A 23,218-nucleotide genomic window follows, 5' to 3' on the forward strand; every position below is an offset into this window, starting at 1 on the left:
GGTCGCCGACGCGGCTCCGCAGCCCAGCGAGCAGGGACTAGGCGAGGTGGCCGGGATCGGCACCGTGCGGTGCACAACGGTGGAGGCCGTTGACGCGGTCACCGCGATCCGCGCCGATCCTTGCCGTTGACGAGGGCTGAATCTGTTTTGTCGTAACCCATCGATACTGTGCCGCCCATCGTCCATCGAGCTGGGGAGACAGGGTGCGCAGTTTCGAGCACCGGAGCGCGGAATCCGCGAAGTTCTGGCAGGTGTCGCAGGAGGGTGTCGCCGTCACAGTCCAATTCGGGCGCATCGGCACCGCCGGACAGACACGGGTGAAAGAACTCGTCACCGAGGAGACCGCGAGCCTGTACGTGGCCGGCCTGATCACGGAAAAGGTCAACAAGGGCTACCTGGAGGTGACCTCCGCCGCCGAGCCGGCCGCACCGTCCATCGCAGCCGGTCCTGCACGCGCGGCCGGGCCGGTGCACGACGCGCCAATCCACGACGGGCCGGTGCAGGACGAGCCGGTCGAGCTTCCGGACGAGGATACGTTCGTCCTTCCCGACGCGTGGGTGCGCAGGATCCGGCCGCGGCGCGGCGGACGGCCGGGTGCCCGGCCGCCCTCTCTGGCCGGCGCGGTGGCCAAGGCTGACGACATCCTGGCGCAGACACGCGATCACCGTGAACGGGTGCTGGCGAACAGTCGCAGCGAACCGGAGCTGGTGGCCGCCGCCCGTGCGTTCCTCGACGGGAGCCGGATCACCCCACTCGGCGCGGCGGCGACCGCGTGGGCCTCCTGGGACGTCTTCGCCTACCCGCACATCAAGGCCGCGGTCGCCGACGGATGGTTCGCGGCGCACGGGCTGGCCTTCGCGGCACAGGCGGTCCTGGAGTTGAGCGGTCTGCAGAACGGATATGGCGGCCACCTCGGCCGCAATGAGCGCATCTCATACTGGCTGGGCGCCCCGTGGCGGCTGGCGGCGGAGCGCGTGCGGGCCCGCCTCGCCGTCGCCGACTATGCGGCATACGCGCACGCTCGGGAGGCGCTCGAGGCCTACATGTCCACGAAGCAGCACATGCTTGCGGCGTTCCTGCTCCCCACCGAACCCGGGTGGCTCGGCGAAGACTGTCCGGCAGAGCTGCGCGATGACTCGCTGGCCGCGTTCGTGGTGTCCACCCCGCAGGAGTGGGAGCGAATCAGCCGCCACGTCCGCGCATTCGACCTGGCGCCGTCGCTCGGCCTGCTGGCCACGGTCCTCGATGTGATCGGGCCGACGGTGGGGGCGCGTCTGCTCGATCTGGTGGGCAAGAACGGCTATTCCGAGGAGCGGCGTGCGGTGTTCAACGGCCTGACGCTGATTCCCACCGACGAGGCGTTCGAGGCGCTGGTCCGCCATGTCGACGACGACCTGACGGAACCCGCGCTGCTGGAGGCGTCGGAGCGGTTCCCGGTGCGTGCCCTGCGTCTGCTCGGCCTCGCGGCCGGTGCCCCGGGCAGCCACCGGCGCATCACCGAGTTGCTGCACCGGCGCGTCACCGCGAACCCGGAGATCGCACGCGCGGCGCTGCCCGTACTGCCGGAAGCCTCCCGCCGGCAGATCGAGCCGATCCTCGCGTCGCTGTCGACGTCGCCGTCCGCACCGGCCGAGTTGCTCCATCCGCTGCTGGCGACGCCGCCGTGGACCAGGGCGCGCACGGTGGTCACGCCGATCGTGGTCGACGGCCTCACCCCGCCGGACGTGACCCGGGTGTGCCGGCAGTCCGGCGAGCGTGAGGCCGAAGTGGCGCAGTTCGAGAAGGAAGCGCCGCGGAGCGGCCCGGAGCACTGGGAGCGTGCGGCGGTGAACCTGCGCGAAGGACGCAGGCAGCATCCGGCCGACGAGGAGTGGTTCTTCGCCGATGCGCCGCGGTCGATGACGGACGAGTATCTGGCCCACTGGCGGCCGACAGGTTTCTGGTCCCCGGGGTGGACCATGCCCCGCCTGCTCGCCCGGTTCGATGTGGATGCCGTGCCGGTGCTGGTGCATTGCGCCCGCCTCACGGACCAGCCGGACCTCTACGGCTCCCTGCTGCTTCCCGTCGAAGGCCTCGACGTCGCGACCCTGATGGCGCAATGGCTGGGCGGCGGGAAATCGGTACGGCGGATCGCGGTGTCCTGGCTGCGTCAGCACCCGGAGTCGGCGGCCGGCGAGCTGGTGCCCGCCGCGGTCGGTCCGGCCGGTGCGGCACGCCGCGCCGCGGAGCACGCGCTGCGGACGGTGGCCGCGGCAGGTCACGAGGACATCGTCCGCGATGCCGCGGTCGCCTACGGTCCCGCCGCTGCCACCGCGGTGGACGCGATACTGTCGATCGCCCCGGTCGAGATCCTGCCGAAGCGGATGCCGGACCTGCCGGCGTGGGCCGGTGACGCCGCAGCGCTCGCCCCGGTCCTGTTGCTTGGTCGCCGCCATGCGTTGCCGGCGACGGCCGTGCGGCACCTGTGCACCATGCTGGCGTTGTCCCGCATCGGCACGCCGTATCCGGGCGTCGCCATCGTGCGGGAGACCCTTGACCGGGCCTCGCTGGCCGAGTTCGGCTGGTCGCTGTTCCAGAGCTGGGAGTCGGCCGGACGTCCGTCGAAGCAGAGCTGGGCTTTGGAAGCGCTGGCGCTGACCGGTGACGACGACACGGTCCGCCGGCTCGCGCCGATCATCCGAGCCTGGCCCGGCGAAGGCGGTCACGCTCGTGCCGTGACCGGGCTCGACGTGCTCCGGGAAATCGGCTCCGAGGTGGCGCTCATGCATCTGCACAGCATCGCGCAGAAGGCGAAGTTCGCCGGGCTCAAGTATGCCGCGCGGGAGCGGATCGACGTCGTCGCCGGGGAACTGGGCCTCACCGCCGAGCAACTGGCTGACCGGCTGGTGCCCGACTTCGGGTTGGACTCCCGGGGCCGGCTCACCCTCGACTACGGACCGCGCCGCTTCGTGGTGGGCTTCGACGAGCAGCTCAATCCCTACGTGGTGGACCACGACGGCATGCGGCGCAAGGACCTGCCCAAGCCCGGGGCCCGAGACGACGAGGCGCTCGCCACGGCGGCCTACAAGACGTTCGCCGGGCTGAAGAAGGACGTCCGCACGGTGGCAGCGGACCTGATCCACCGGCTGGAGACGGCGATGGTGGTCCAGCGGCGGTGGACCGCCGACGAGTTCCGGCGGCTGCTCGTCGAGCACCCGCTGATGCGGCATGTCGTGTCGCGCCTGGTGTGGGCGACGTTCACCGCGGAGGGGTCGGTGGGCACCGCGTTCCGGGTGGCCGAGGACGGCAGCCTGGCAGACGTCGACGACAAAGAGCTCGCTCTGGCCGACGACGCCTCGGTCGGAGTCGCGCACCCGCTGCACATCGAGTCGGACCTGACCACCTGGGCGCAGTTGTTCGCCGACTACGAGATTCTCCAGCCGTTCCCGCAACTCGGCCGGCCGGTGCGGCGGTTGACCGCGGAACAGGCCGCCCAGCAGCGACTGACCGAGTTCGTCGGGGCGGATGTCGCGGTCGACCGGTTGCTGAAGCTGGAGCGGCGCGGATGGTGGGTGCGAAGCGCGCCGATGGACGCGGGCATCCAGGACACCGTGGAGTGCTACCTGCCGGGCCGGGGCGGACTGACCTTCCCCCTCGACCCGGGGATCAGCGTCCAGTTCCCGAACGAGGATCCGGTGCAGACGTTCCGTGACGCGCGCCTCTCCGGGGCGCCGAACTTCGCGGCCCTGGATCCCGTGATCCTCTCGGAACTGCTGTGCGACCTGCACTACCTCCTGCACGGCGGCGCGATGCGGTAACGAGCACGGTCCCTCCCGCGACGCCGGTCGGCCGACGTCGCGGGACGGGCCGGTTCAGAACTACCAACGGCGAGAGGTGCGCTGTACAGATACGCGCACGCGTCAGTCGTCGTGTACCCGCGGTCTCGACCCGGCCGGCGGCACCCTGGTGTCGACCGCAGCCGATCGGCCGACTTCCTGCGGTGGCATCTCGATTCACCGGGTACCGAGGTGATGCGTACCATGCGCTCGCTCGCCCCTCGCCCACCGGCGCCGCCGGTCGAGTCTCCGGATCAAGGTGCCGCGACACTCCCCGGCACCCGCAGACGACTCGCTCGGGTTCCGGTCCGGCCTCCGCATCAGGCACCGTCCTGCACGTCCCTGTAGTAGCCCCGCACCGGGACGTCAAGCGCCGCGCGGGTATAACGCACAGTAACCGGGATGGGCTGTGGGTTCGGCCCGATTCGCGGGATGGAAGTCCTGCTCAGCGCCGCGATCCACGGTGGACGGAGCATGTTTCTGACACGCGATCACCATCCGATCACCACGCTCCCAACAGCTGGGATTCTCGGGGCTGAAAATGGGAAACAAAAAGGCCGTGACCCTTGTTTCCGCAGGTCACGGCCTTGATCTTTTGTGCGCCCGAAGGGACTCGAACTCCCGCCTCGACGCTCGTGGTGAAAGTCCAGCTCAACCTTGGAATCCACTGTGGACAAGACACGTTCGCGACACGCGATCACCATCGGATCACCACGCTCCCACTAGCTGGGATTTTCGGGGTCAGAAATGGGAAACAAATAGGCCGTGACCCTTGTTTCCGCAGGTCACGGCCTTGATCGTTGGTGCGCCCGAAGGGACTCGAACCCCCAACCTTCTGATCCGTAGACAGCGGAGCAATCGCTCGAGGTCAGGGCTCACATCAAGATCCAGACATACGCCCGATTTAAGCCTCATTGTTAGCTTACAGAGCGCCAGGTTCCCTGTCTCGAATGACGAGACGAACTACCACCATAGTGGCCCTTCACATCGATGGATGACTACGGCGCGCCTCCGCGGCCTGGCCCGCAGCGGCTGTTGCCACGAACGTCGTCACCTATCTGTGAAGCATCGCCAGAAGCTCCACGGCTTGTTCAGCCTGCCATGACGGTGGCATCACTGCGAGGGCGTCTGCCTGGGCTGCCGGACCTAAATAGCCGGGATGGGCGCCGTCGATGACTTGTACCTCGTGGTGATGCCATCGCACCGGGACGAGCCGGGTGTGGCCGGCTGATGGTCGGACGTCGCCGCGGAGGGTGGCGGCGGGCAGTTCCGGCAGAGCCCGCGCGGCGAGCCCGGCGAGAAGTGGCTGGATCAGGGTGTAGGCGGCCACGAGGGCGGCGAACGGGTTGCCAGGCAGTCCGATCAGCCAACGGGGGCCTGCTTGGGCGAGGACTTGGGGGTGTCCCGGTCGGCAAGCGACACCGTTGATGTGGATGGTTGCGCCGGCTTCGGCGAGCGCGTCGTGGAGGCGGTCCGCGGGTCCGACGGAGGACGATCCGCAGACGAGGGTGAGGTCGGCGTCGATCAGAGAACGGCGCACTGCGTCGGTGAGAACAGTCGCGGGGTGGTCCGGGATCCAGCTCAGCTCGACGACGTCGGTGTTCCAAGCGGTCAGCAACGTCGTGAGGACGGGGCTGATCGCGTCGCGGACTTTGCCGTGTGTTGGAAGGCCCATGGTGACGACTTCGTCGCCGGTCACCAGGATGCGCACGGTAGGCCGTGTCCGGGCAGTGACGGTGTCGAGTCCGACGCTAGCGGCGAGCCCCAGCACGGCAGCCGTAAGCACCGTGCCGCCGGGCAGCAGTGTCTGTCCCGCCTGCACGTATTCGCCGGCCCTGCGAATGTGATGGCGGTTGCCGGATCGAGGGGGAGGCTCGCGGACGAGGTCTGCTCTGCGTTCGGCGACCTCGTACGGAACCACGCGGTCGGCGCGCGGCGGTACCGGCGCGCCGGTGGCGATCTCGACTGCCTCGCCAGGGGCCAGGCCCTCGGGTGTGGCACCGCCGGCCAGGACGTGGCCGACCAGCCGCCACGGGCCAGGGCCGCGCACCGCGTAACCGTCCATCGCGGCGTTGTCGAAGCCGGGAAGCATACTTGCCGCTCGAATCGGTCGGGCGAGGGTCCGGCCGGCGGCGTGTGTCAGCGGCACCTGCTGGACGCCGAGCGGTGTGGGTAGACGATGGGCGAGTAGCCGTGCCTGTGTCCAGGGTATCGCTTGGCCTGCATACGGGTCAGCGCCGGGTTCGCTGGTGGGCGTGCTGACGTGGTGCTCACTTGCGATGGTCACGTCGTGCGCCCCCTTCTCAGGCAAGTTTGGCGACGGTGAGCAGCACGGCGGCGTCTTCGAGCGCTTCGAGGGTGTGTCGGGCGTCGGGCACGACGAGCAGGTCGCCGGCAGCGCCTTCGCAGGAGACCTCGTGGGTGGCCAGGCGGACCTTTCCGTGGAGGACGTGGACGGTGGCTTCGCCGGGGTTTTCGTGTTCGTCCAGGGCTTGGCCGGCGCGCAGGGCGATGAGGGTTTGCCTGAGGGTCTGGGTGTGTCCGCCGACGACGGTTTGGGCGCTGCGGCCGCTGGACGAGTCGCGCGCCGTTTCGAGGTGCTGGATGAGGAGGGAGACCAACGATGACTTCTGCATGACAGGTTTCCTTCAGGTGGCGGTCGGTCGGCGGGCGAGGCCGCTCATCTTGACGGCGGTGAAGACGGCTGCGGCGAGCGCGACGTCGGACAGGAGCATGAGGCCGATGGCGTAGGAGTTCTCGACGCCGTACACCCAGCCCATGATCAGTGGCGGGACGAAGCCGCCGAGACCGCCCGCGGCGCCGACGACACCCGTGACGGTGCCGACCTTGTCGGCCGGGGCCACTTTGCCGACCAGGGCGAACACCGCACCGCCGGCCGCACCGAGCAGGGCTGCCATGCCGAGGAAGGCGATGGTGGCGACTGGCATCAGCGGTGGCTGGAACGCCTGGACGACGGCGAACAGCGCGACGCCGGCGAAGCTCCACACCAGCACCGGCACTGGGTGGATCCGGTCGGACAGCCAACCCCCGACGGGCCGGGCGATCACCGCGAGGACGACGAACCCGGCGGTGCGCAGGGCGGCGTCGTTGGCGGTCAGCCCGTAGCCGGTTTTGAGGTAGGCGGGCAGGTAGACGCTGAACGCGACGAACCCGCCGAATCCGACGGCGTAGAGGAAACACATCTGCCAGGTGACCGGGAGCCGGCAGACGTCAACGGTGCGTCCCCATGCGGACCCGGCCGGGCGTTGCCTGTTCGGTGCGTCCCGGATCAGCAGGAACGCGACGACGGCGTATCCGGCCAGGATCGCGGCGACCAGCAGGAACGGGGTTTTCTGGCCGTACGCGTCGGCGAGTTTGACGGTGCTGAAGTTGGCGACGGCGGTGCCGCCGGTGCCGATGCCGAAGACCCCGATGGCGAAGCCCTTACGGGCCGGCGGGTACCAGCCAGAGACCAGCGGAACGCCGACGGCGAAGGTCGTGCCGCCGATCCCGAGGAAGAACCCAGTGATGATCAACGCCGGATACGACGACACGACCGACAGGGTCAGCACGGGAACGATGGTGATCAGGCTGATCACCGGAAACATCACGCGTGCGCCGAACCGGTCGGTCAGCGCACCGACCGGGATGCGGCCGAGGGAGCCGACCACCACGGGCACCGCCACGAGCAGCGACTGGGCGGCGAAGCTCAGTCCCAGGCGTTCCTTGACGCCCGGGCCGAGCGGACCTAGCAGCGCCCAGGCCCAGAAGTTGACCGTGAACCCGATGGTCGCGAGCGCCAGGTTGCGGCCGGCTCCGGCCGGAACGGTCCCGCCCGGCTGAGGGGTCGGTGCCGTCCGCGCCGCGGCACCGCTTGTTGTCGCCATCTTCTACCTCAAGAGGTCGGGCCGGTCTCGGCCGGCGCGGTCATACAGGAACTGTTCGAGGCGAGTGCTGCCGGCCGCGGGTCACTCGTGACGGCGGGCGGATTTCGACGGCAGCTTGGGCGGGCCTTCCCAGCCTGGTCGGGTGGGGCGCAGGCCGGACCTGGCGTCGCGGCTGCGGTAGGGCACGTATGGGCGGGTGAGGTAGCCGACGGGTGCGCTGAAGGCGTGCACGAGGCGGGTGAACGGCCAGAACGCGAACAGCGCGAAGGCCGCGATGATGTGGATCCGGAAGCCGATCGGGACGCCGGCCATGATCTTCGGGTCGGGACTGAGGTAGAACAGCGACCGGAACCAGGGCGAGATGGTTTCGCGGTAGTCGTAGCCGGGGCCGCTCACGTTCGCCCGCAGGGTCGACCACAGACCCAGCACGATGACCGCGGCGAGAACCGCATACATGGCTTTGTCGTTCTTCGTCGTCGCGGCGAACACCGGGCCGGTCAGGCGGCGGCGGGCGATGAGGATGGCCATGCCGATCAGCGTGCAGAAGCCCGCGACGGTCCCGATGAATACCGCCATCAAGTGGTAGGTGTGCTCGGTGATGCCGACGGCCTCGGTCCAGGGTTTGGGGATGAGCAGCCCGCCGATGTGCCCGACGAGGACCATCAGGACGCCGAAGTGGAACATGGGGCTGCCCCAGCGCAGCACCGCGGACTCGTACATCTGCGATGAGCGGGTGGTCCAGCCGAACTTGTCGTAGCGGTAGCGCCAGATCAGGCCGCCGACGAGGATGGCGATGCTGAGGTACGGGAAGACGACCCAGAGTAGGACGTTCATCGGCGGCCTCCGGTGGTGTCGACGAGTCCGAACGGTTCGAGGCCCACCTGTTCGACGGGCGGCCCGGTCTGGGCGAGGCGGATGGCGGCGGCGATGTCGCCGGGTTCCGGTGGCGGCAGCATCGTCCGGACCGCCTCGATCGCGTGCCGGTAGATCGATCTTTCTTTGGCGAGCGCCTTGGTGAGAAGGTCGAGGCCGACCCGGTTCTCGCGCAGCAGCCGCCAGCCGTCGTCGTCCACGGTGGCCAGGTCGAGCACGGCGGGCAGGTAGTCGGGCAGTTCCCCGTCGACGACCTCCAACCCGGCCTGCTTGTACGCGGCGGCGAACAGGACCAGTGCCTCGCCGCGTTTACGGGTGTCACCGCAGGTGTAGTAGGTCAAGTGCAGACAACAACGGCGGCGGAAGTCGAACAGTTGCACGTATTCGTCGGCCAGCGCGACCGGGTTGCCGTGGCTTCGGTGCCCGGCGACCGTCCGCAGCGGCTGCGCGACGGGGTCGGGCAGCGCGTCGAGCGCCGCCACGAGGGTCGGCAGGACGGCGAGCGTGTCCGGGTCGGGGTAGCGCAGCAGTAGTGAGGCCGCCCGCGCTGCGACCGGCCGCCAGGTGGATCGGCTCACGGCTCGCCTCCGTCCTTCTTCGGCGGGAAGAGTCCCTCGGGGCGGCCTTTGCCGTCCCAGTTGAGCAGGTTGACCCGGGCCTGTTTGTCCTCGGGCGCGGCGACGGAGTCGGCGGTCTGCCGGTCGCGCAGCATGTGGAACGTCTCCACCTGGATCGGCGCCGGGGTGCCGGAGGACTCGCCGAAGGGCCCTTGGCCGTATGGGCCGCCACCGCCCATACCGGGGCCGCCCTCGTAGTCGAGGCTGCATTCGGTGCCGAGCTGCTCCAGGTGGTGCGCGTCCTCGGCGTGTGCGGCGGGGATGACGTACCGTTCCTCGTACTTGGCGATGGCCAGCAGCCGGTACATGTCGTCCATCTGCTGCCCCGTCATGCCGACCGCGGCGGCGATCGATTCGTCGCGGTCCTCGCCGAGGTTGATCCGGCGCTGGTAGGCGCGCATCGCGGCGAGCCGTTGCAGGACGGCCGTCACCGGGGCCGGGTCGCCGGCGGTGAACAGGCCGGCCAGGTAGTCCACCGGGATGCGCAGGGCATCGACGGCACCGAACAGGTTGTTGAGATCCTCACCGTCGTGGCCGGTGTCGCGCAGGATGTCGACGACCGGAGACAGCGGCGGGATGTACCAGACCATCGGCATGGTGCGGTACTCCGGGTGCAGCGGCAGCGCCACCTCGTACTTCATGATGAGGTCCCAGATCGGGGACTGCTGCGCCGCGGTGATCCAGTCGTCCGGGATGTCCGCGGCCCGCGCCGCGGCGACCACCTGAGGATCGTGGGGGTCGAGGAAGACGGACTTCTGCGCCTCGTACAGGGCTTGTTCGTCCTTGACGGCGGCGGCCTTACCCACGGCGTCGGCGTCGTAGAGCATCAGGCCGAGGTAGCGCAGCCGGCCGACGCAGGTCTCCGAGCAGATGGTGGGCTGACCGATCTCGATGCGCGGGAAACAGAAGGTGCACTTCTCGGCCTTGCCTGTGCGGTGGTTGAAGTAGATCTTCTTGTACGGGCACCCGGTCACGCACATCCGCCAGCCCCGGCATTTGTCCTGATCGACCAGGACGATGCCGTCCTCGGCCCGCTTGTAGATCGCCCCGGACGGGCACGACGCGGCGCACGACGGGTTGAGGCAGTGCTCGCAGATGCGCGGCAGGAAGAACAGGAACGCCTTCTCGTACTCCTGGCGGACCTGGTCCGACAGTTGCCGCAGGATCGGGTCACCGGCGGCGATCTCGTTGCCGCCCGCGAGGGAGTCGTCCCAGTTCGCCGACCAGGTGACCTTGGTGTCCTCGCCGGTGAGCAGCGACTTCGGCCGGGCCACCGGGGTGTCGGTGCCGCCGGCGGGCGCGGTGAGCAGGTGCTCGTAGTCGTAGGTCCACGGTTCGTAGTAGTCCTGCATGGCTGGCAACTTCGGGTTGGCGAAGATGCCGAACAGCTTCTTGACCCGGCCGCCGGCCTTCGGCTTGAGCCGCCCGGTCCGGGTACGGGTCCAGCCGCCCTGCCACTTCTCCTGGTCCTCGTAGGTGCGGGGGTATCCCTGCCCCGGGCGGGATTCGACGTTGTTGAACCAGACGTACTCGACACCGGAACGGTTCGTCCACGCCTGTTTGCAGGTGACCGAGCAGGTGTGGCAGCCGATGCACTTGTCGAGATTCATCACCATCGACATCTGGGCCATGACGCGCATCAGTACTCGACCTCCTGCGAACGGCGGCGGATCACGGTGACCTCGTCGCGCTGGTTGCCCGTCGGGCCCAGGTAGTTGAACGCGAACGACAGCTGGGCGTAACCGCCGATGATGTGGCTGGGCTTGATCAGCAGCCGGGTCAGCGAGTTGTGGATACCGCCGCGCCGGCCGTTCGTCTCGGCCTTCGGCACGTCGATCACCCGTTCCTGGGCGTGGTACATGTACACGGTGCCCTCGGGCATCTTGTGCGTCACCACCGCGCGGCAGACGACGACGCCGTTGCGGTTGACCGCCTCGATCCACTCGTTGTCGGTGACGCCGATCTTGGCCGCGTCCACCTCGCTCATCCACATCGTCGGGCCGCCGCGGGACAGGGTGAGCATGATCAGGTTGTCCTGATACTCGGAGTGGATGGACCACTTCGAGTGCGGCGTGAGATACCGGACGGTCAGTTCCAGCTCGCCCTTGGCGCCCAGGCGCGGTTCGCCGAACAGTTTGTGCATGTCCAGCGGGGGCCGGAACACCGGCAGTTCCTCGCCCAGCTCCTGCATCCAGTCGTGGTCGAGGTAGAAGTGCTGCCGCCCGGTCAGGGTGTGCCAGGGCTTGAGCCGCTCGGTGTTGATGGTGAACGGCGAGTATCGTCGGCCGCCGTGCTCACTGCCGGACCACTCCGGGCTGGTGATCACCGGGACCGGCCGGGACTGGCAGTCGGCGAAGCGGATCTGCTTGCCCTCGTGTTCGCTGGACATGTCGGCCAGCCGCTGCCCGGTGCGCCGCTCGAGGAAGTGGAAGCCCTCGGTGGCGACCCGGCCGTTGGTGGTGCCGGACAGCGCCAGGATCGCTTCGCAGCAGCGGATGTCGGTGTCCAGCCGGGGCCGGCCGTCCGCGACGCCCCCGCGTACCGTGCCGTTGATCTTCTTGAGGAACTCGATCTCCGGGTTCACGTCGACCGTGACGGCCTTCGTGGTGGTGCCGAGCCGGTCCAGCAACGGACCCAGCGAAGCCATCTTCGCGGCGATCGCACCATAGTCGCGTTCGACCACGATGAATTTCGGCATCGTCTTTCCCGGCACTGCCGGGACCTCACCGGTCTTCCAGTCGCGGACCACCCCACCCGGGGTGGCCATCGCGTCCGGCGTGTCGTGCAGCAGCGGCGCCGCGACCATGTCCTTGCGCACGCCCATACGCGGACCGGCGAGCTCGGAGAATACCTTCGCGATGCCGTGGAACGCGTCGAAGTCGGTGCGGGTCTGCCAGGGCGGGTTGATCGCCGGAGTGAACGCGTGGATGAACGGGTGCATGTCCGTGGTGTTCAGGTCGTGCTTCTCGTACCACGTCGCCGCCGGCAGCACCACGTCGGAGAACAACGTGGTCGAGGTCATCCGGAAGTCCAGGGACAGCAACAGGTCCAGCTTGCCCTCCGGCGCCTCGTCATGCCAGACCACCTCCTGCGGCCGCTTCTCCGGTGCCGCCTCCTCGGCCCGCAGCGAGGCGTCGGTGCCGAGAAGGTGCCGCAGGAAGTACTCGTTGCCCTTCGCCGAGGAACCGAGCAGGTTCGCCCGCCACGCCGTCAGCACCCGGGGCCAGTTCTGCTCCGCGTCCGGGTCGGTGCAGGCGAACCCGAGCCGCCCGTCGACCAGCTCTCTCGCCACGTACCCGGCCGGGTCGTCCGGGGCGGCGGAGAGCGCCTCGTCGGCCACGTCGAGCGGGTTGCGGTCGAACGTCGGCATCGACGGCATCCAACCCAGCCGCGCCGACTTCGCCAACAGGTCAGCGGTGTGCTTGCCGGCGAACTCGCCCTTGGCCAGCGGCGAGGTCAGCACGTCCGCGCTGTACTGGTCGTAGCGCCACTGGTCGGTGTGCAGGTACCAGTACGCGGTGCCGATCATCTGCCGCGGCGGACGGACCCAGTCCAGCCCGAACGCCAGATGCGCCCAGCCGGTCACCGGCCGGCACTTCTCCTGGCCCACGTAGTGCGCCCAGCCGCCGCCGTTGACGCCCTGGCAGCCGGTCAGCGTGGTGAGCGTGAGCATGGCCCGGTAGGTGGTGTCGGAGTGGAACCAGTGATTGGTTCCAGCTCCCATCAGGATCATCGATCGGCCGCCGGAGCGCTCGGCGTTGTCGGCGAACTCCCGGCCGATACGGGCCACCGCAGCGCCGGGCACGCCGGTGATCGGCTCCTGCCACGCCGGCGTGTACGGCACCTCGGCGTCGTCGTAGCCAGTCGGCCAGGTGCCCGGCAGACCCGGCCGGACGACGCCGTACTGGGCGAGCATCAAGTCGAAGACCGTCGTCACCAGCTTGCCGGCGACCTGGGCCGTGGGCACGCCGCGGCGCATCAGCTCCGGAACGTCGTTGTCGAAGCGCGGCAACACGATCTCGACGCCGTCCCCGCCTGCGCAGCTGAGCCGCGGGACGATGTCACCGAGATCGAGATTCCACTTGCCGACTCCGGCTTCGCTGAACCGGTCCCCCAACGAACCACCGGGCACCGCCACCGCGTCGGTGGCGGAATCCCACAACACGGGCCGGAACGCCGCCTCAGCGTCCGTCTCGCCCAGGTCCGCCGCCGTGACGAACTTGCCCGGCCGGTAGCCGCCGCCCTCGACCGGCTCCAGCGAGACCAGATAGGGCAGGTCGGTGTAGCGCGACACGTAGTCGACGAACCGCGGCGTCGTCTTCTCGACGAAGAACTCCTTGAGGATCACGTGGCCCATCGCCATCGCGAGCGCACCGTCGGTGCCGGGCTGCGCAGGCAGCCACTCATCAGCGAACTTCACGTTGTCGGCGTAGTCCGGCGACACCACGACGACCTTCTGCCCCCGGTAGCGCGCCTCCGCCATCCAGTGCGCGTCCGGGGTCCGCGTCACCGGGACGTTCGAACCCCACATCATCAGGTAGGAGGCGTCCCACCAGTCGCCGGACTCGGGCACGTCGGTCTGGTCGCCGAACATCTGCGGCGACGCGACCGGCAGATCGGCGTACCAGTCGTAGAACGACAGCATCGAAGCGCCGATCAACGAGAGGAACCGGGCGCCGGTCGCGTGCGACACCATCGACATCGCCGGGATCGGCGAGAACCCCGCGACCCGGTCCGGCCCATGTTCCGCAATAGTGTGCACGTGCGCGGCGGCGACGATCTCCTGCGCCTCGTCCCACGACACCCGCACCAGGCCGCCCTTGCCGCGGGCCTGCTGATAGCGGCGCCGGCGCACCGGGTCGGCCTGGATGTCCGCCCACGCCGCGACCGGGTCACCGCCCAGCCGGCGTTTGGCCTCCCGGAACATCTCCACCAGAACACCACGGGCGTACGGGTACCGCACCCGGGTCGGCGAGTACGTGTACCAGGAGAACGCGGCACCGCGCGGACAGCCTCGCGGCTCGTACTCCGGCCGGTCCGCACCCACACTCGGGTAGTCGGTCTGCTGCTGCTCCCAGGTGATGATGCCGTCCTTGACGTACACCTTCCACGAGCACGACCCGGTGCAGTTCACCCCGTGCGTCGAGCGCACCACCTTGTCGTAGGACCAGCGATCCCGATAGAAACTGTCCGCCTCCCGGCCGCCGATCTGGTGCAGCGTCCGCCCGTCGCCGGACACCTCCGCCCGCCGCACCAACCCGCCGACCGCCAGTAGCGCCCGTCCTGCGGTTTCGGTCGCGCTCGCCATCTGCCCTCGTTCCCTCGCTAATGACTCTGAAAGCCACATTGGTAACCGCAACACATTGACGCAACTCGAACAACCGGCCTCTACCACTCCACTACGATCTTGCCGAAAATGCCTGGGCCGAAGGTCCCGATTCGGCAAGCAGCCGGTCGGGGCTCGCTCGACGCCATGCTCGGCCGGGCCATAGGGCGCAGCACTCAGGGCGTTTTTCGCACGCACGTTCGCCATGCAACGCTGGTCGACACCCGCTGCCGATGATCGGGCGAGGCGTCATCCTCCGGCCTGGCTTCGGGGTCGGACTTCTCGACGGTGGGCCCTTCGGCCCAAGTTACGGTGCCGATGGGCCCCACGTTTCCCGATCCATCCGCTGTCGACCGGATCCTGATTAATGTCGGGGACAAGATCCGTTTCCGGGCGAGCGCGTCACGCCAGGCATCCTGCGCCGCGCGGACATACGACACCCACCGGGCCGGCACCTCCGACCGCGTGTCGGGGGATGGCCGCCCCCTACTTCCCGGGAGGTCCACCGTGCTGTCGGACAAGGCGCGCCCCATCGTCGAGGCCACGTTGCCGGTCGTCGGCGCTCACATCGAGGAGATCGCGAACCGGTTCTACGCCCACATGTTCGCTGAGCACCCAGAGCTGCAGGACGGCGTGTTCAACCGCGGGAACCAGGCCGAGGGCAGCCAGCCGAAGGCCCTTGCCGGCTCGGTGGCCGTGTTCGCCACCGCGCTGATCAAGAGTCCGCAACAGCTGCCGGAACGGCTGCTCACCCGCATCGCGCACAAGCACGCGTCATTGGGCATCCGCGCGGATCAGTACCAGACCGTGCGTGACAACCTCATGTGGGCCATCGGCGACGTGCTCGGCGACGCCGTCACCGAGGACGTCGCGGCCGCCTGGGACGAGGTGTACTGGCTGATGGCCTACGCGCTGATCCATCAGGAACGCGGTCTGTACAGCGCCCGGGGAGTGACGGCGGCACGGGTGTGGCGGCAGTGGCGGGTCGCTCAGAAGGTCCCGGAGACCACCGACGTCACCTTGTTCGTCATGCAACGCATCGACGACCGGCCGGTGAAGACGTCACTGCCCGGCCAGTACATCACCGTCAACGTGCTGATGCCGGACGGAATCCGTCAGCCCCGCCAGTTCAGTCTGACTCGCGCGGACGACGGTGAGCACCGCTACTTCGCCGTCAAACGAGTGCACGGCGGCGGGAAGCCCGACGGTGAGGTGTCGACGCTGCTGCACGATCAGATCCGGGTCGGCGACGAATTGACCATGAGCGTCCCGTACGGCGATGTCGTACTCGACGACGGCGGCCGGCCGGTGGTGTTCGTCAGTGCGGGGATCGGGATCAGCCCGATGGCCGGCATGATCTCGCACCTGGTCGCGGCCGGTTCCCGCCTGAAGGTGACCTTGCTGCACGCCGACGCGAACGAAGCCTCGTTCCCGCTGCGCCGCCAGGTCGCTGCCGATCTGGCCCGGCTGCCGGGATCGGCGTTGCACGTCTGGTACGAGGACGGCTCCGGCAGCGAACTTCCTGTCACCAGCACCCACGCCGGCATGATGGACTTGACCGGCGTGGACCTGCCCGGTAGCGCCGTCTACTACCTGTGCGGACCGATTCCGTTCATGCAGGCGATCCGCTCACACCTGCTCGCTCGCGGAGTTTCCGTTCACGACATCCAGTACGAGGTGTTCGGTCCGGACCTGTGGCAGGCGGACACCGACTGAGCCGCCCTCACAACGGTCGGGCGCCGTGGGCCGCACCTTCGTTGCGGTCGGCATGGCCGGCCGCTGTGGTCTCTGGCCACAGCCTGCGAGCGGCACCACCTGGCCGGGCATCACCCCCTATGCGGCCCGCCCGGGCGTTCACCGAGAAGATTCGGTCCATGCACCGCCCTGAGCTGCGACACGACCTGTCGGCACCGGCCAGGAAACCAGACTTCGACTGCGAGCCACCGAGCACGGCAATAGCATCCGATCGAGATGTCATCGCACAGGAGAGGATCATGTCTGTGACCGCCGTTTCGGACCACCGGACCGCCCCGAGCGACCAGCAGGAACTGGTGCGCAGACTCGCCGCGCCGGACGACGCCGAGGTGGCCGGGCTGGACGCCTGGTGGCGTGCCAACAACTACCTGACCATCGGCCAGATTTACCTGCAGGGCAATCCGCTGCTGCGGGAGCCGCTCACGAACGAGCACATCAAGCCGCGCCTGCTCGGCCACTGGGGCACCAGCCCGGGACTGTCGTTCATCTACGCACACGTGTCCCGGCTGATCAAGCAGACCGGCCAGCAGACGATCTACCTGGCCGGGCCGGGGCACGGTGGCCCGGCGCTGGTCGCCGCCGGCTACCTGGAGGGCACCTACTCCGAGGTCTACCCGAAGGTGAGCCTGGACGAGAGCGGCCTGCTGCAGCTGTTCCGCCAGTTCTCCTCGCCCGGCGGCATCCCCAGCCACGTGTCGGTGACCACGCCCGGCTCGATCCACGAGGGCGGCGAGCTCGGATACGTGCTGGTGCACGCGTTCGGCGCGGTGATGGACAACCCGGACCTGCTGACGATCGCGGTCGTCGGCGACGGCGAGGCCGAGACCGGGCCGCTGGAAGGCTCCTGGAAGGGCGTCTCCTTCATCAACCCGGAGCACGACGGCGCCGTGCTGCCGATCCTGCACCTCAACGGCGCGAAGATCGCCGGCCCGACCGTGCTGGCCCGCAAGGACCCGGCCGAGGTGCGCAAGCTGTTCGAGGGGCACGGCTACGAGGTGCTCGAGGTCGGGGGCGAGGATCTGCCCGGCATGCACCACCGGTTCGCCGCGGTCCTCGCCGAGGCCTGGGGGAAGATCAAGGGCATCCAGGACGCGGCCCGCAACGGTACGTGGGACGGCACGCGCCCCCGCTGGCCGATGATCATCATGCGTACGCCCAAGGGCTGGACCGGCCCCGACAAGATCGACGGGATCACCGTGACCGGCACCTGGCGGTCGCATCAGGTGCCGCTCTCCGGTGTCAAAGGCAACGAGGACCACCTGCGGGAGCTGGAGAAATGGCTGCGGTCCTACCGGCCGGAGGAACTCTTCGACGCCACCGGCGCCCCAGTCGGGCTGATCCGCGACGTGGCCCCGCCCGGTGACCTGCGGATGAGCGCCAGCCCGCACGCCAACGGCGGCCTGCTCACCCGTGACCTGGACCTGCCCGACTTCCGCGACTACGCGATCGACGTGAAGAAGCCGGCCGAGGGCCGTGCCGAGTCGACCCGCAAGCTGGGCGAGATGATGCGCGACATCTACTCCCGCAACCCGGACAGCTTCCGACTGTTCTGCCCGGACGAGACGAACAGCAACCGGCTCGGAGCCGTCTTCGAGGTCTCCGACCGCGGTTTCATGGAGTCGGTCACCGCCGATGACGTGAAGATCAGCAACAAAGGCCGCGTGATGGAGGTGCTGTCGGAGCACAACTGCCACGGCTGGCTGGAGGGCTACAACCTCACCGGCAGGCACGGCATGTTCGCCACCTACGAGGCGTTCGCCATGGTCAGTGCCTCGCAGACGGTGCAGCACGGCAAGTGGCTGCAGGAGGCGTCGCACCTGCCGTGGCGGGCCAAGGTGCCGAGCTTGAACATCCTGCTCACGTCGACGGCGTGGCGCAACGACCACAACGGCTTCTCGCACCAGGGGCCCGGCCTGATCCAGGTGGTCCTCAACCAGCGGGGCACGGTGGCTCGGGTCTACCTGCCGCCGGACGCGAACACCCTGCTGTCGGTCGCCGATCACTGCTTCCGGTCGAAGTCGTACGTCAACCTGATCGTGATCGACAAGCAGCCGCAGCTGCAGTGGCTGGACATGGACCAGGCGATCGAGCACTGCGCCAAGGGCGCCGGGATCTGGGAGTGGGCCGGCACCGACGACGGCAACAGCGACCCGGACATCGTGCTGGCCTGCGCCGGTGACGTGGTGACCATGGAGACCGTTGCCGCCGCGCAGATCCTCGCCAAGAAGCTGCCACAGCTGAAGGTCCGGGTGGTGAACGTGGTCAACCTGATGACCCTGCCGCGGTCGAAGGACCACCCACACGGCATGAGCGAGACCATGTTCCGTGAGCTGTTCACCGATCACGTGGATGTGGTGTTCTCGTTTCACGGCTATCCGGGCGCCATCCACCAGCTCGTGCACGGCCGGCCGGACGCCGACCGGTTCCGGGTGCGCGGCTTCATCGAGGAGGGCACCACGACCACGCCGTTCGACATGACGGTCCGCAACCGGGCGTCGCGCTATCACCTGGTGATCGACGCGATCAACAATGCCAGGCGCCTGCCGTCCGGGGCGACCGAGTTGAAGGCCTGGTGCGAGTCGCAGCTGGCGAAGCACGAGCAGTACGTGGTCGAGCACCTCGAGGACATGCCCGAGGTCCGGGACTGGTCGCTCGGCGATTGGGCCGAGCACTGACCCAGGACGAACAAGCGGGGGCCGGCACCATCATTGGAGCCGGCCCCCGTTCCTGCCCGGCGCTGCTTGTCAGAGGCTGGTTCGACCGGCTGGGCACGTCTCCGGATCAGGGTGAATATTGCGGGCTGGATTCGAGACTGCTGGCCGCTTGGTCAGTTGGGGTGCAGGATCAGCAGGAACTCTGCGCTGCCATGGTCGGCGAGGGCGCCGAGCGCTCCGTACCCTTGAGGTTCTGCGATGTTCCAGTCAGCGAAGCGGATCGGGACGGAGCCGGTGACCGCGATGCCCGTGGCGTCGCGGCGGGCGGTTACGGCGGCGGTGATCGGGCGGGTGACGCCGTGGAGGGTGAGCTCGCCGGTGGCGGTGAGCTCGGTGGTGGCTCCGGAAGTGAAGCCCGCGTCGAAGGGGACCGGCTCGGTCAGCCGTACGGTGGTGTGTGGGAAGCGTGCGGTCTCCAGGCTTTCCGCGTACTGGGGTGCGGGTTGTTTGCCGTCGGTGGTGAGGCTGAGCAGGTCGATGGTGGCCTCGACGGAGTCGATCCGGTTGCCGGTCGTCGTCATGGCGCCGGTCACGCCTTCGGTATGGCCGGTGACCTCGCTGGTGGCGCCGAGGAAGGTTTGTTCGATCCGGAAGCCGGCGACCGATCCGGAGGCGATCCGCCACTGAGCGGGCATCGGCCCGGCCGGCGGAGCACTTCCGGCAGGCGGCAGAGTGAGGGGCGCCGCGGCCGTCTGGAAGGCGACGAAGGCCATGGCCGCGCCGAGCAGGCCGACCAGCAGGACCGCGGTGATCCCGAGGGCCCACCACAGGCGGCGCCGGGTGCGGACTCGGCGAGGCGAGACGGTGGGGGCGGTCATGGGTTCGTCTCCTCGAAGTCGACCCGGAACGCCGGGTAGCGGTCGGCGATCGCGGCGAACGCCTCCAGGGGCGCGTCCCGGTTGACAGGCAGGTGCGGCCGGGCGCCCGGGATCTGCCGCAGGAATCGGCGCAGGATCGGGGCGCGCTGATCGGTGGGCATCTCGATGAGGCGGCAGGGGCGGGCCCGGCCGTGCCGGATGACGGCCCGGCCGCCGGCGGCGCGGACGTTGCGGACCCAGTTGCAGTCGCCGCCGAGCATCGGCACCAGATACCAGTTGCCCTGCCAGTCGGTCATGCCGAGGGGGAAACGGGCGATGCGGCCGGTGCGGCGGCCGGGCACTTCAAGGGTGATCCAGCGGCGGGGTGTGAGCCCGGCGCCGAAAAGAGCTGCCCAGAAACGGGCGTACCGGCGGGCGGTGGCGTTGCCTCGCCCGCCGATGTACATGGCGCGGAGATAGTCGTCCTTCGACAGCATGCATTCAGCGTGATAGTTGAGACTTGAGACATGAAGTCTCAAGTTCAAGTTTCGCATGATCTGAACTACTCTCATCGAGATGAAGGGGCGAGAAGGCCCGGGCGGTATCACCCGGCGGCATCGGCGGCTCAGCGACGCCGAGACCCGGGAGCGGATGTTGCGGACCGCGATCGAGATGATCGATCGTGACGGTCTCACCGTGAGCCTGGAGCACATCAGCTTCGAGGCGGTCATCCGGGCGGCCGACGTCTCCCGCAGCACGGCCTACCGGCATTGGCAGTACAAGCACCAGTTCTACGGTGACCTCGTACGGGAGTTGGCCAGCAGCGCCGGACCGCCGATCGTGCGCGACGAGATCAGCCTCATCAAGCAAGTCCTGGCCGAGCACGAGGACCGGCTCGCCACGACCAACGGCCGGCATCGCGTGATGATCGAGCTGATCCGGCGGCTCGCCGCGTTCGATCTGGACGCCATCCTCGCGTCACCGGCCTGGCGGACCTACCACGCCCTGTGCGCAACCGTCTCCGGCCTGACCGACAGCGACCTACGTGACCAGGTACAGGCCGCGCTCGCCGAGTCGGAGAACGCCCGGATCGCCCGGATCGCCGACGCGTGGCGGACACTGACCGGGCTGTTCGGTTACCGGCTGCGTCCCGACCTCGACACCGAATTCGAGACCCTCGCCTCGGTCCTGAGCGTCGCCATGCACGGCCTCGTCGTCGCCGCGATCGCGGCGCCCGATGTCGCCCGCCGGGAGATCGTCGCGAGCCCGTTCGACGACGGCCCCCCACAGCGCTGGTCCCTGTCGGCGCTCAGCGTCGCTGGTACCGCCCTGACGTTCCTCGAACCCGACCCGCACGCCCCGAACGATGAGCAGCACGTGGCCCAGGTGTACCGGGCAATCGACGAATGGGCGTCCCGACTGGCCGGAGAGGCCAGCTCGAGAGATTAGGCCTGTTCAGATCTTGCGGGAGAGCGGAGGGCTGACGAGCACAGGACGGTGGGCCTGGTGCAGGGTCGCCATCGCGACGCTGCCGAGGACGATTTCGGCAGGGGCTGAACGGCCGCGTGAGCCGACCACGATGGCGGCGGCTTTCTGCTCGCGGGCGTAAACCGTCAGGGCGTCGGCCACGGCACGGCCCTGGTGCCCGTGGCCGCTGTGCAAGTGGACTGCGGTGAACGCCTGATCGCCTGGTCCGGTTTGCGGTGCGGGCTGGGTGGTGTCGTCACCGACGGCGGCGAGGTGCAGGTCCCGCGCAGCCGGGGCGATGTGGGTCAGCTCGGTGCGCACGCAGGCCCGCTCGTAAGCGATCCAGTCGGCCCGGATCGGTCGACAGCTGGTAGCCGTCGCGGCGAGTCCAGGTCAGCGGGGTCAGGTTCTGCGCCGCGAGGACCTCGCGCAAGAACCGCAGCCCGGACGGGACTTGATACTGGTTCATCTCGGTCGCGGTCACCAACTGCCGGTTGGTCAGCCCCGCCGGCCGGGCTTCCATCAGCGCGGCCCGGACCAGGTCACCGGAAACGTTCGCGGGCACCCTTTCCATGACCGGCGGCCTGCTCGCCGGCCGGGCGGTGGCCGGAGGCCGGTTCAGGCCGGGTGGGGTGTGTCCAGGACGGTTCGGACGCGGTCGAGCAGGGTGGTTTCGGAGAAGGGTTTCTCGACCAGGGTGACGCCGGGGTCGAGGGTGCCTTGGGTGGCCAGGACGGGTTGGGCGTAGCCGGACATGTAGAGCACGCGGGTGGCGGGGTAGAGCTCGCGGATCGTGGTGGCGAGTTCTTTGCCGAGCATCTGCGGCATGATCACGTCGGTGAGTAGCAGGTGGATGGGTCCGGTGGCGTGTTCGGCGGTGTTGAGGGCCTCGGGCCCGTTGGGGGCGGTCAGGACGTGGTAGCCGTTGCGGTCGAGGATGCGGCGGGTGACTTCGCGCAGGGCTTCTTCGTCTTCGACGACCAGGATGGTTTCCCCGCCGCTGCCGCGGGTGGTGGCGGCTGCCGGCAGTGTGACGGCGGCGGGTTGCTGGTCGGTGGCGGGCAGCAGGACGGTGAAGGCGGTGCCGACGCCAGGCGCGGAGGTGATCTCGACGTGGCCGCCGGCTTGGGTGATGATGCCGTAGACGGTGGCCAGGCCGAGGCCGGAGCCTTCGCCTTTGGGTTTGGTGGTGAAGAAGGGTTCGAAGACGCGTTCGACGATGTGGGCGGGGATGCCGGTGCCAGTGTCGCTCACCCGCAGTTTGACGTGCCGGCCTGCCGGTAGGGCGGGGCCCCGGCCGGTGGTCGTGGTGCCGTCGAGGGTGATGTTGGTGGTGTCGATACTCAGGGTGCCGCCGTCGGGCATCGCGTCGCGGGCGTTGACGGCCAGGTTGACCAGGACCTGTTCGAGTTGGCCGGGGTCGGCGAGCACCCGCCACAGGTCGTCGGCGAGGGTGGTGTGGAGCTGGATGTGTTCCCCTAACCTTCTGATCCGTAGACAGCGCCGCAATCAGAAGAGCTCAAAGCCTTGAAGGCCACGACCAGCGGCGCCCGTTTTGCAGTCCTCTCAAAGCTCGGACCCATCCATTTATCGTCTCGTATATTGAGACATGCACGTCTGTCGTCCAGCGAAATTCGGCGCATTCTGCCGCCGACGCTACGCCTTCCATCGCGCTCACAGCCCTCTGCTCACCGCAGCCAGATCCAGAATCCGCCCGATATCCGGCACACGCACCCCCTTCACGCCAGCACATCTGACCACTACAGAAAGTAGCCGCTGAACCCTTGCGGGTGCCGAGAGCCCATCCAGCTGGTCGCAGCCGTCTTGATCACCGAGTGTGAGAGGGCGGCTGCCGACGCGGAGTCTCTCGACTGTTTAGGCGATAGCCGGGGCGGTGCCCGGCGATTCGCGCGCACGGACCGATCCGCTGCAGCCGGCCGCGCAACTGTCCGGTGTAGTGGTACACG

Annotated in this window: 15 protein-coding genes; 4 read left to right on the forward strand and 11 right to left on the reverse strand. The window is 68.8% G+C overall.

The window, feature by feature from the left end; translation table 11 throughout:
• The first annotated feature begins 203 nt into the window (after positions 1-203).
• Complete coding sequence (locus ACFQV6_RS15380; RefSeq protein ID WP_378028146.1) at positions 204-3,797, forward strand: DUF4132 domain-containing protein; 3,594 nt, start codon at positions 204-206, stop codon at positions 3,795-3,797.
• Between the two features lie 1,072 nt (positions 3,798-4,869).
• Here ACFQV6_RS15380 and ACFQV6_RS15385 read toward each other — a convergent pair.
• From ACFQV6_RS15385 to ACFQV6_RS15415, 7 genes are all read right to left on the reverse strand, one after another.
• Positions 4,870-6,102, reverse strand: coding sequence for a molybdopterin molybdotransferase MoeA (locus tag ACFQV6_RS15385; protein WP_378028147.1), 1,233 nt, complete (start codon positions 6,100-6,102; stop codon positions 4,870-4,872).
• Positions 6,103-6,118: 16 nt separating this feature from the next.
• On the reverse strand, positions 6,119-6,451 hold the full coding sequence (locus ACFQV6_RS15390) for a cupin domain-containing protein (protein WP_378028148.1): 333 nt from the start codon (positions 6,449-6,451) through the stop codon (positions 6,119-6,121).
• 12 nt (positions 6,452-6,463) lie between these two features.
• Positions 6,464-7,702: a nitrate/nitrite transporter gene (locus tag ACFQV6_RS15395; RefSeq protein ID WP_378028149.1), complete on the reverse strand. Its 1,239-nt coding sequence runs from the start codon at positions 7,700-7,702 to the stop codon at positions 6,464-6,466.
• 81 nt (positions 7,703-7,783) lie between these two features.
• The gene (gene narI / locus ACFQV6_RS15400; RefSeq protein ID WP_378028150.1) at positions 7,784-8,536 is read right to left on the reverse strand and encodes a respiratory nitrate reductase subunit gamma; all 753 of its coding nucleotides are present in this window, start codon (positions 8,534-8,536) and stop codon (positions 7,784-7,786) included.
• A complete protein-coding gene (narJ, locus tag ACFQV6_RS15405) occupies positions 8,533-9,153 on the reverse strand; it encodes a nitrate reductase molybdenum cofactor assembly chaperone (RefSeq protein WP_378028151.1) in 621 nt (206 codons plus the stop codon). The genes narI and narJ overlap by 4 nt, the downstream gene beginning before the upstream one ends.
• Entirely contained in the window at positions 9,150-10,832 is a 1,683-nt protein-coding gene (gene narH / locus ACFQV6_RS15410; RefSeq protein WP_378028152.1) for a nitrate reductase subunit beta, read from the reverse strand. Before narH ends, narJ begins: the two co-directional genes overlap by 4 nt.
• Positions 10,832-14,500 carry a nitrate reductase subunit alpha gene (locus ACFQV6_RS15415; RefSeq protein ID WP_378028153.1) on the reverse strand — a complete coding sequence of 1,223 codons (3,669 nt, stop codon included), beginning with the start codon at positions 14,498-14,500 and terminating at the stop codon, positions 10,832-10,834. Before ACFQV6_RS15415 ends, narH begins: the two co-directional genes overlap by 1 nt.
• A 336-nt stretch (positions 14,501-14,836) precedes the next feature.
• On the opposite strand from ACFQV6_RS15415, the gene ACFQV6_RS15420 reads away from it, so the two are divergent.
• Both ACFQV6_RS15420 and ACFQV6_RS15425 read left to right on the forward strand, forming a co-directional pair.
• Complete coding sequence (locus ACFQV6_RS15420; RefSeq protein ID WP_378028154.1) at positions 14,837-16,234, forward strand: globin domain-containing protein; 1,398 nt, start codon at positions 14,837-14,839, stop codon at positions 16,232-16,234.
• Positions 16,235-16,512: 278 nt separating this feature from the next.
• Positions 16,513-18,948, forward strand: a complete 2,436-nt coding sequence (locus tag ACFQV6_RS15425; protein ID WP_378028155.1) for a phosphoketolase — start codon at positions 16,513-16,515, stop codon at positions 18,946-18,948.
• A 152-nt stretch (positions 18,949-19,100) separates the two neighbouring features.
• Here ACFQV6_RS15425 and ACFQV6_RS15430 read toward each other — a convergent pair whose 3' ends face one another.
• The gene (locus ACFQV6_RS15430; protein ID WP_378028156.1) at positions 19,101-19,805 is read right to left on the reverse strand and encodes a YceI family protein; all 705 of its coding nucleotides are present in this window, start codon (positions 19,803-19,805) and stop codon (positions 19,101-19,103) included.
• Positions 19,802-20,281 carry a nitroreductase family deazaflavin-dependent oxidoreductase gene (locus ACFQV6_RS15435; RefSeq protein WP_378028157.1) on the reverse strand — a complete coding sequence of 160 codons (480 nt, stop codon included), beginning with the start codon at positions 20,279-20,281 and terminating at the stop codon, positions 19,802-19,804. Before ACFQV6_RS15435 ends, ACFQV6_RS15430 begins: the two co-directional genes overlap by 4 nt.
• Before the next feature lie 79 nt (positions 20,282-20,360).
• Between ACFQV6_RS15435 and ACFQV6_RS15440 the strand changes: the two genes are divergently transcribed.
• Positions 20,361-21,233, forward strand: coding sequence for a TetR/AcrR family transcriptional regulator (locus tag ACFQV6_RS15440; RefSeq protein ID WP_378028158.1), 873 nt, complete (start codon positions 20,361-20,363; stop codon positions 21,231-21,233).
• Positions 21,234-21,239: 6 nt separating this feature from the next.
• Here ACFQV6_RS15440 and ACFQV6_RS15445 read toward each other — a convergent pair whose 3' ends face one another.
• A complete protein-coding gene (locus tag ACFQV6_RS15445) occupies positions 21,240-21,572 on the reverse strand; it encodes a universal stress protein (protein WP_378028159.1) in 333 nt (110 codons plus the stop codon).
• A gap of 297 nt (positions 21,573-21,869) precedes the next feature.
• Positions 21,870-22,760 (reverse strand): ATP-binding protein, encoded by an 891-nt coding sequence (locus tag ACFQV6_RS15450; RefSeq protein WP_378028160.1) that lies wholly within the window; start codon positions 22,758-22,760, stop codon positions 21,870-21,872.
• Positions 22,761-23,218 lie beyond the last annotated feature (458 nt).

This window comes from Actinoplanes sp. GCM10030250 (assembly GCF_042666575.1).
Lineage (GTDB): Bacteria > Actinomycetota > Actinomycetes > Mycobacteriales > Micromonosporaceae > Actinoplanes.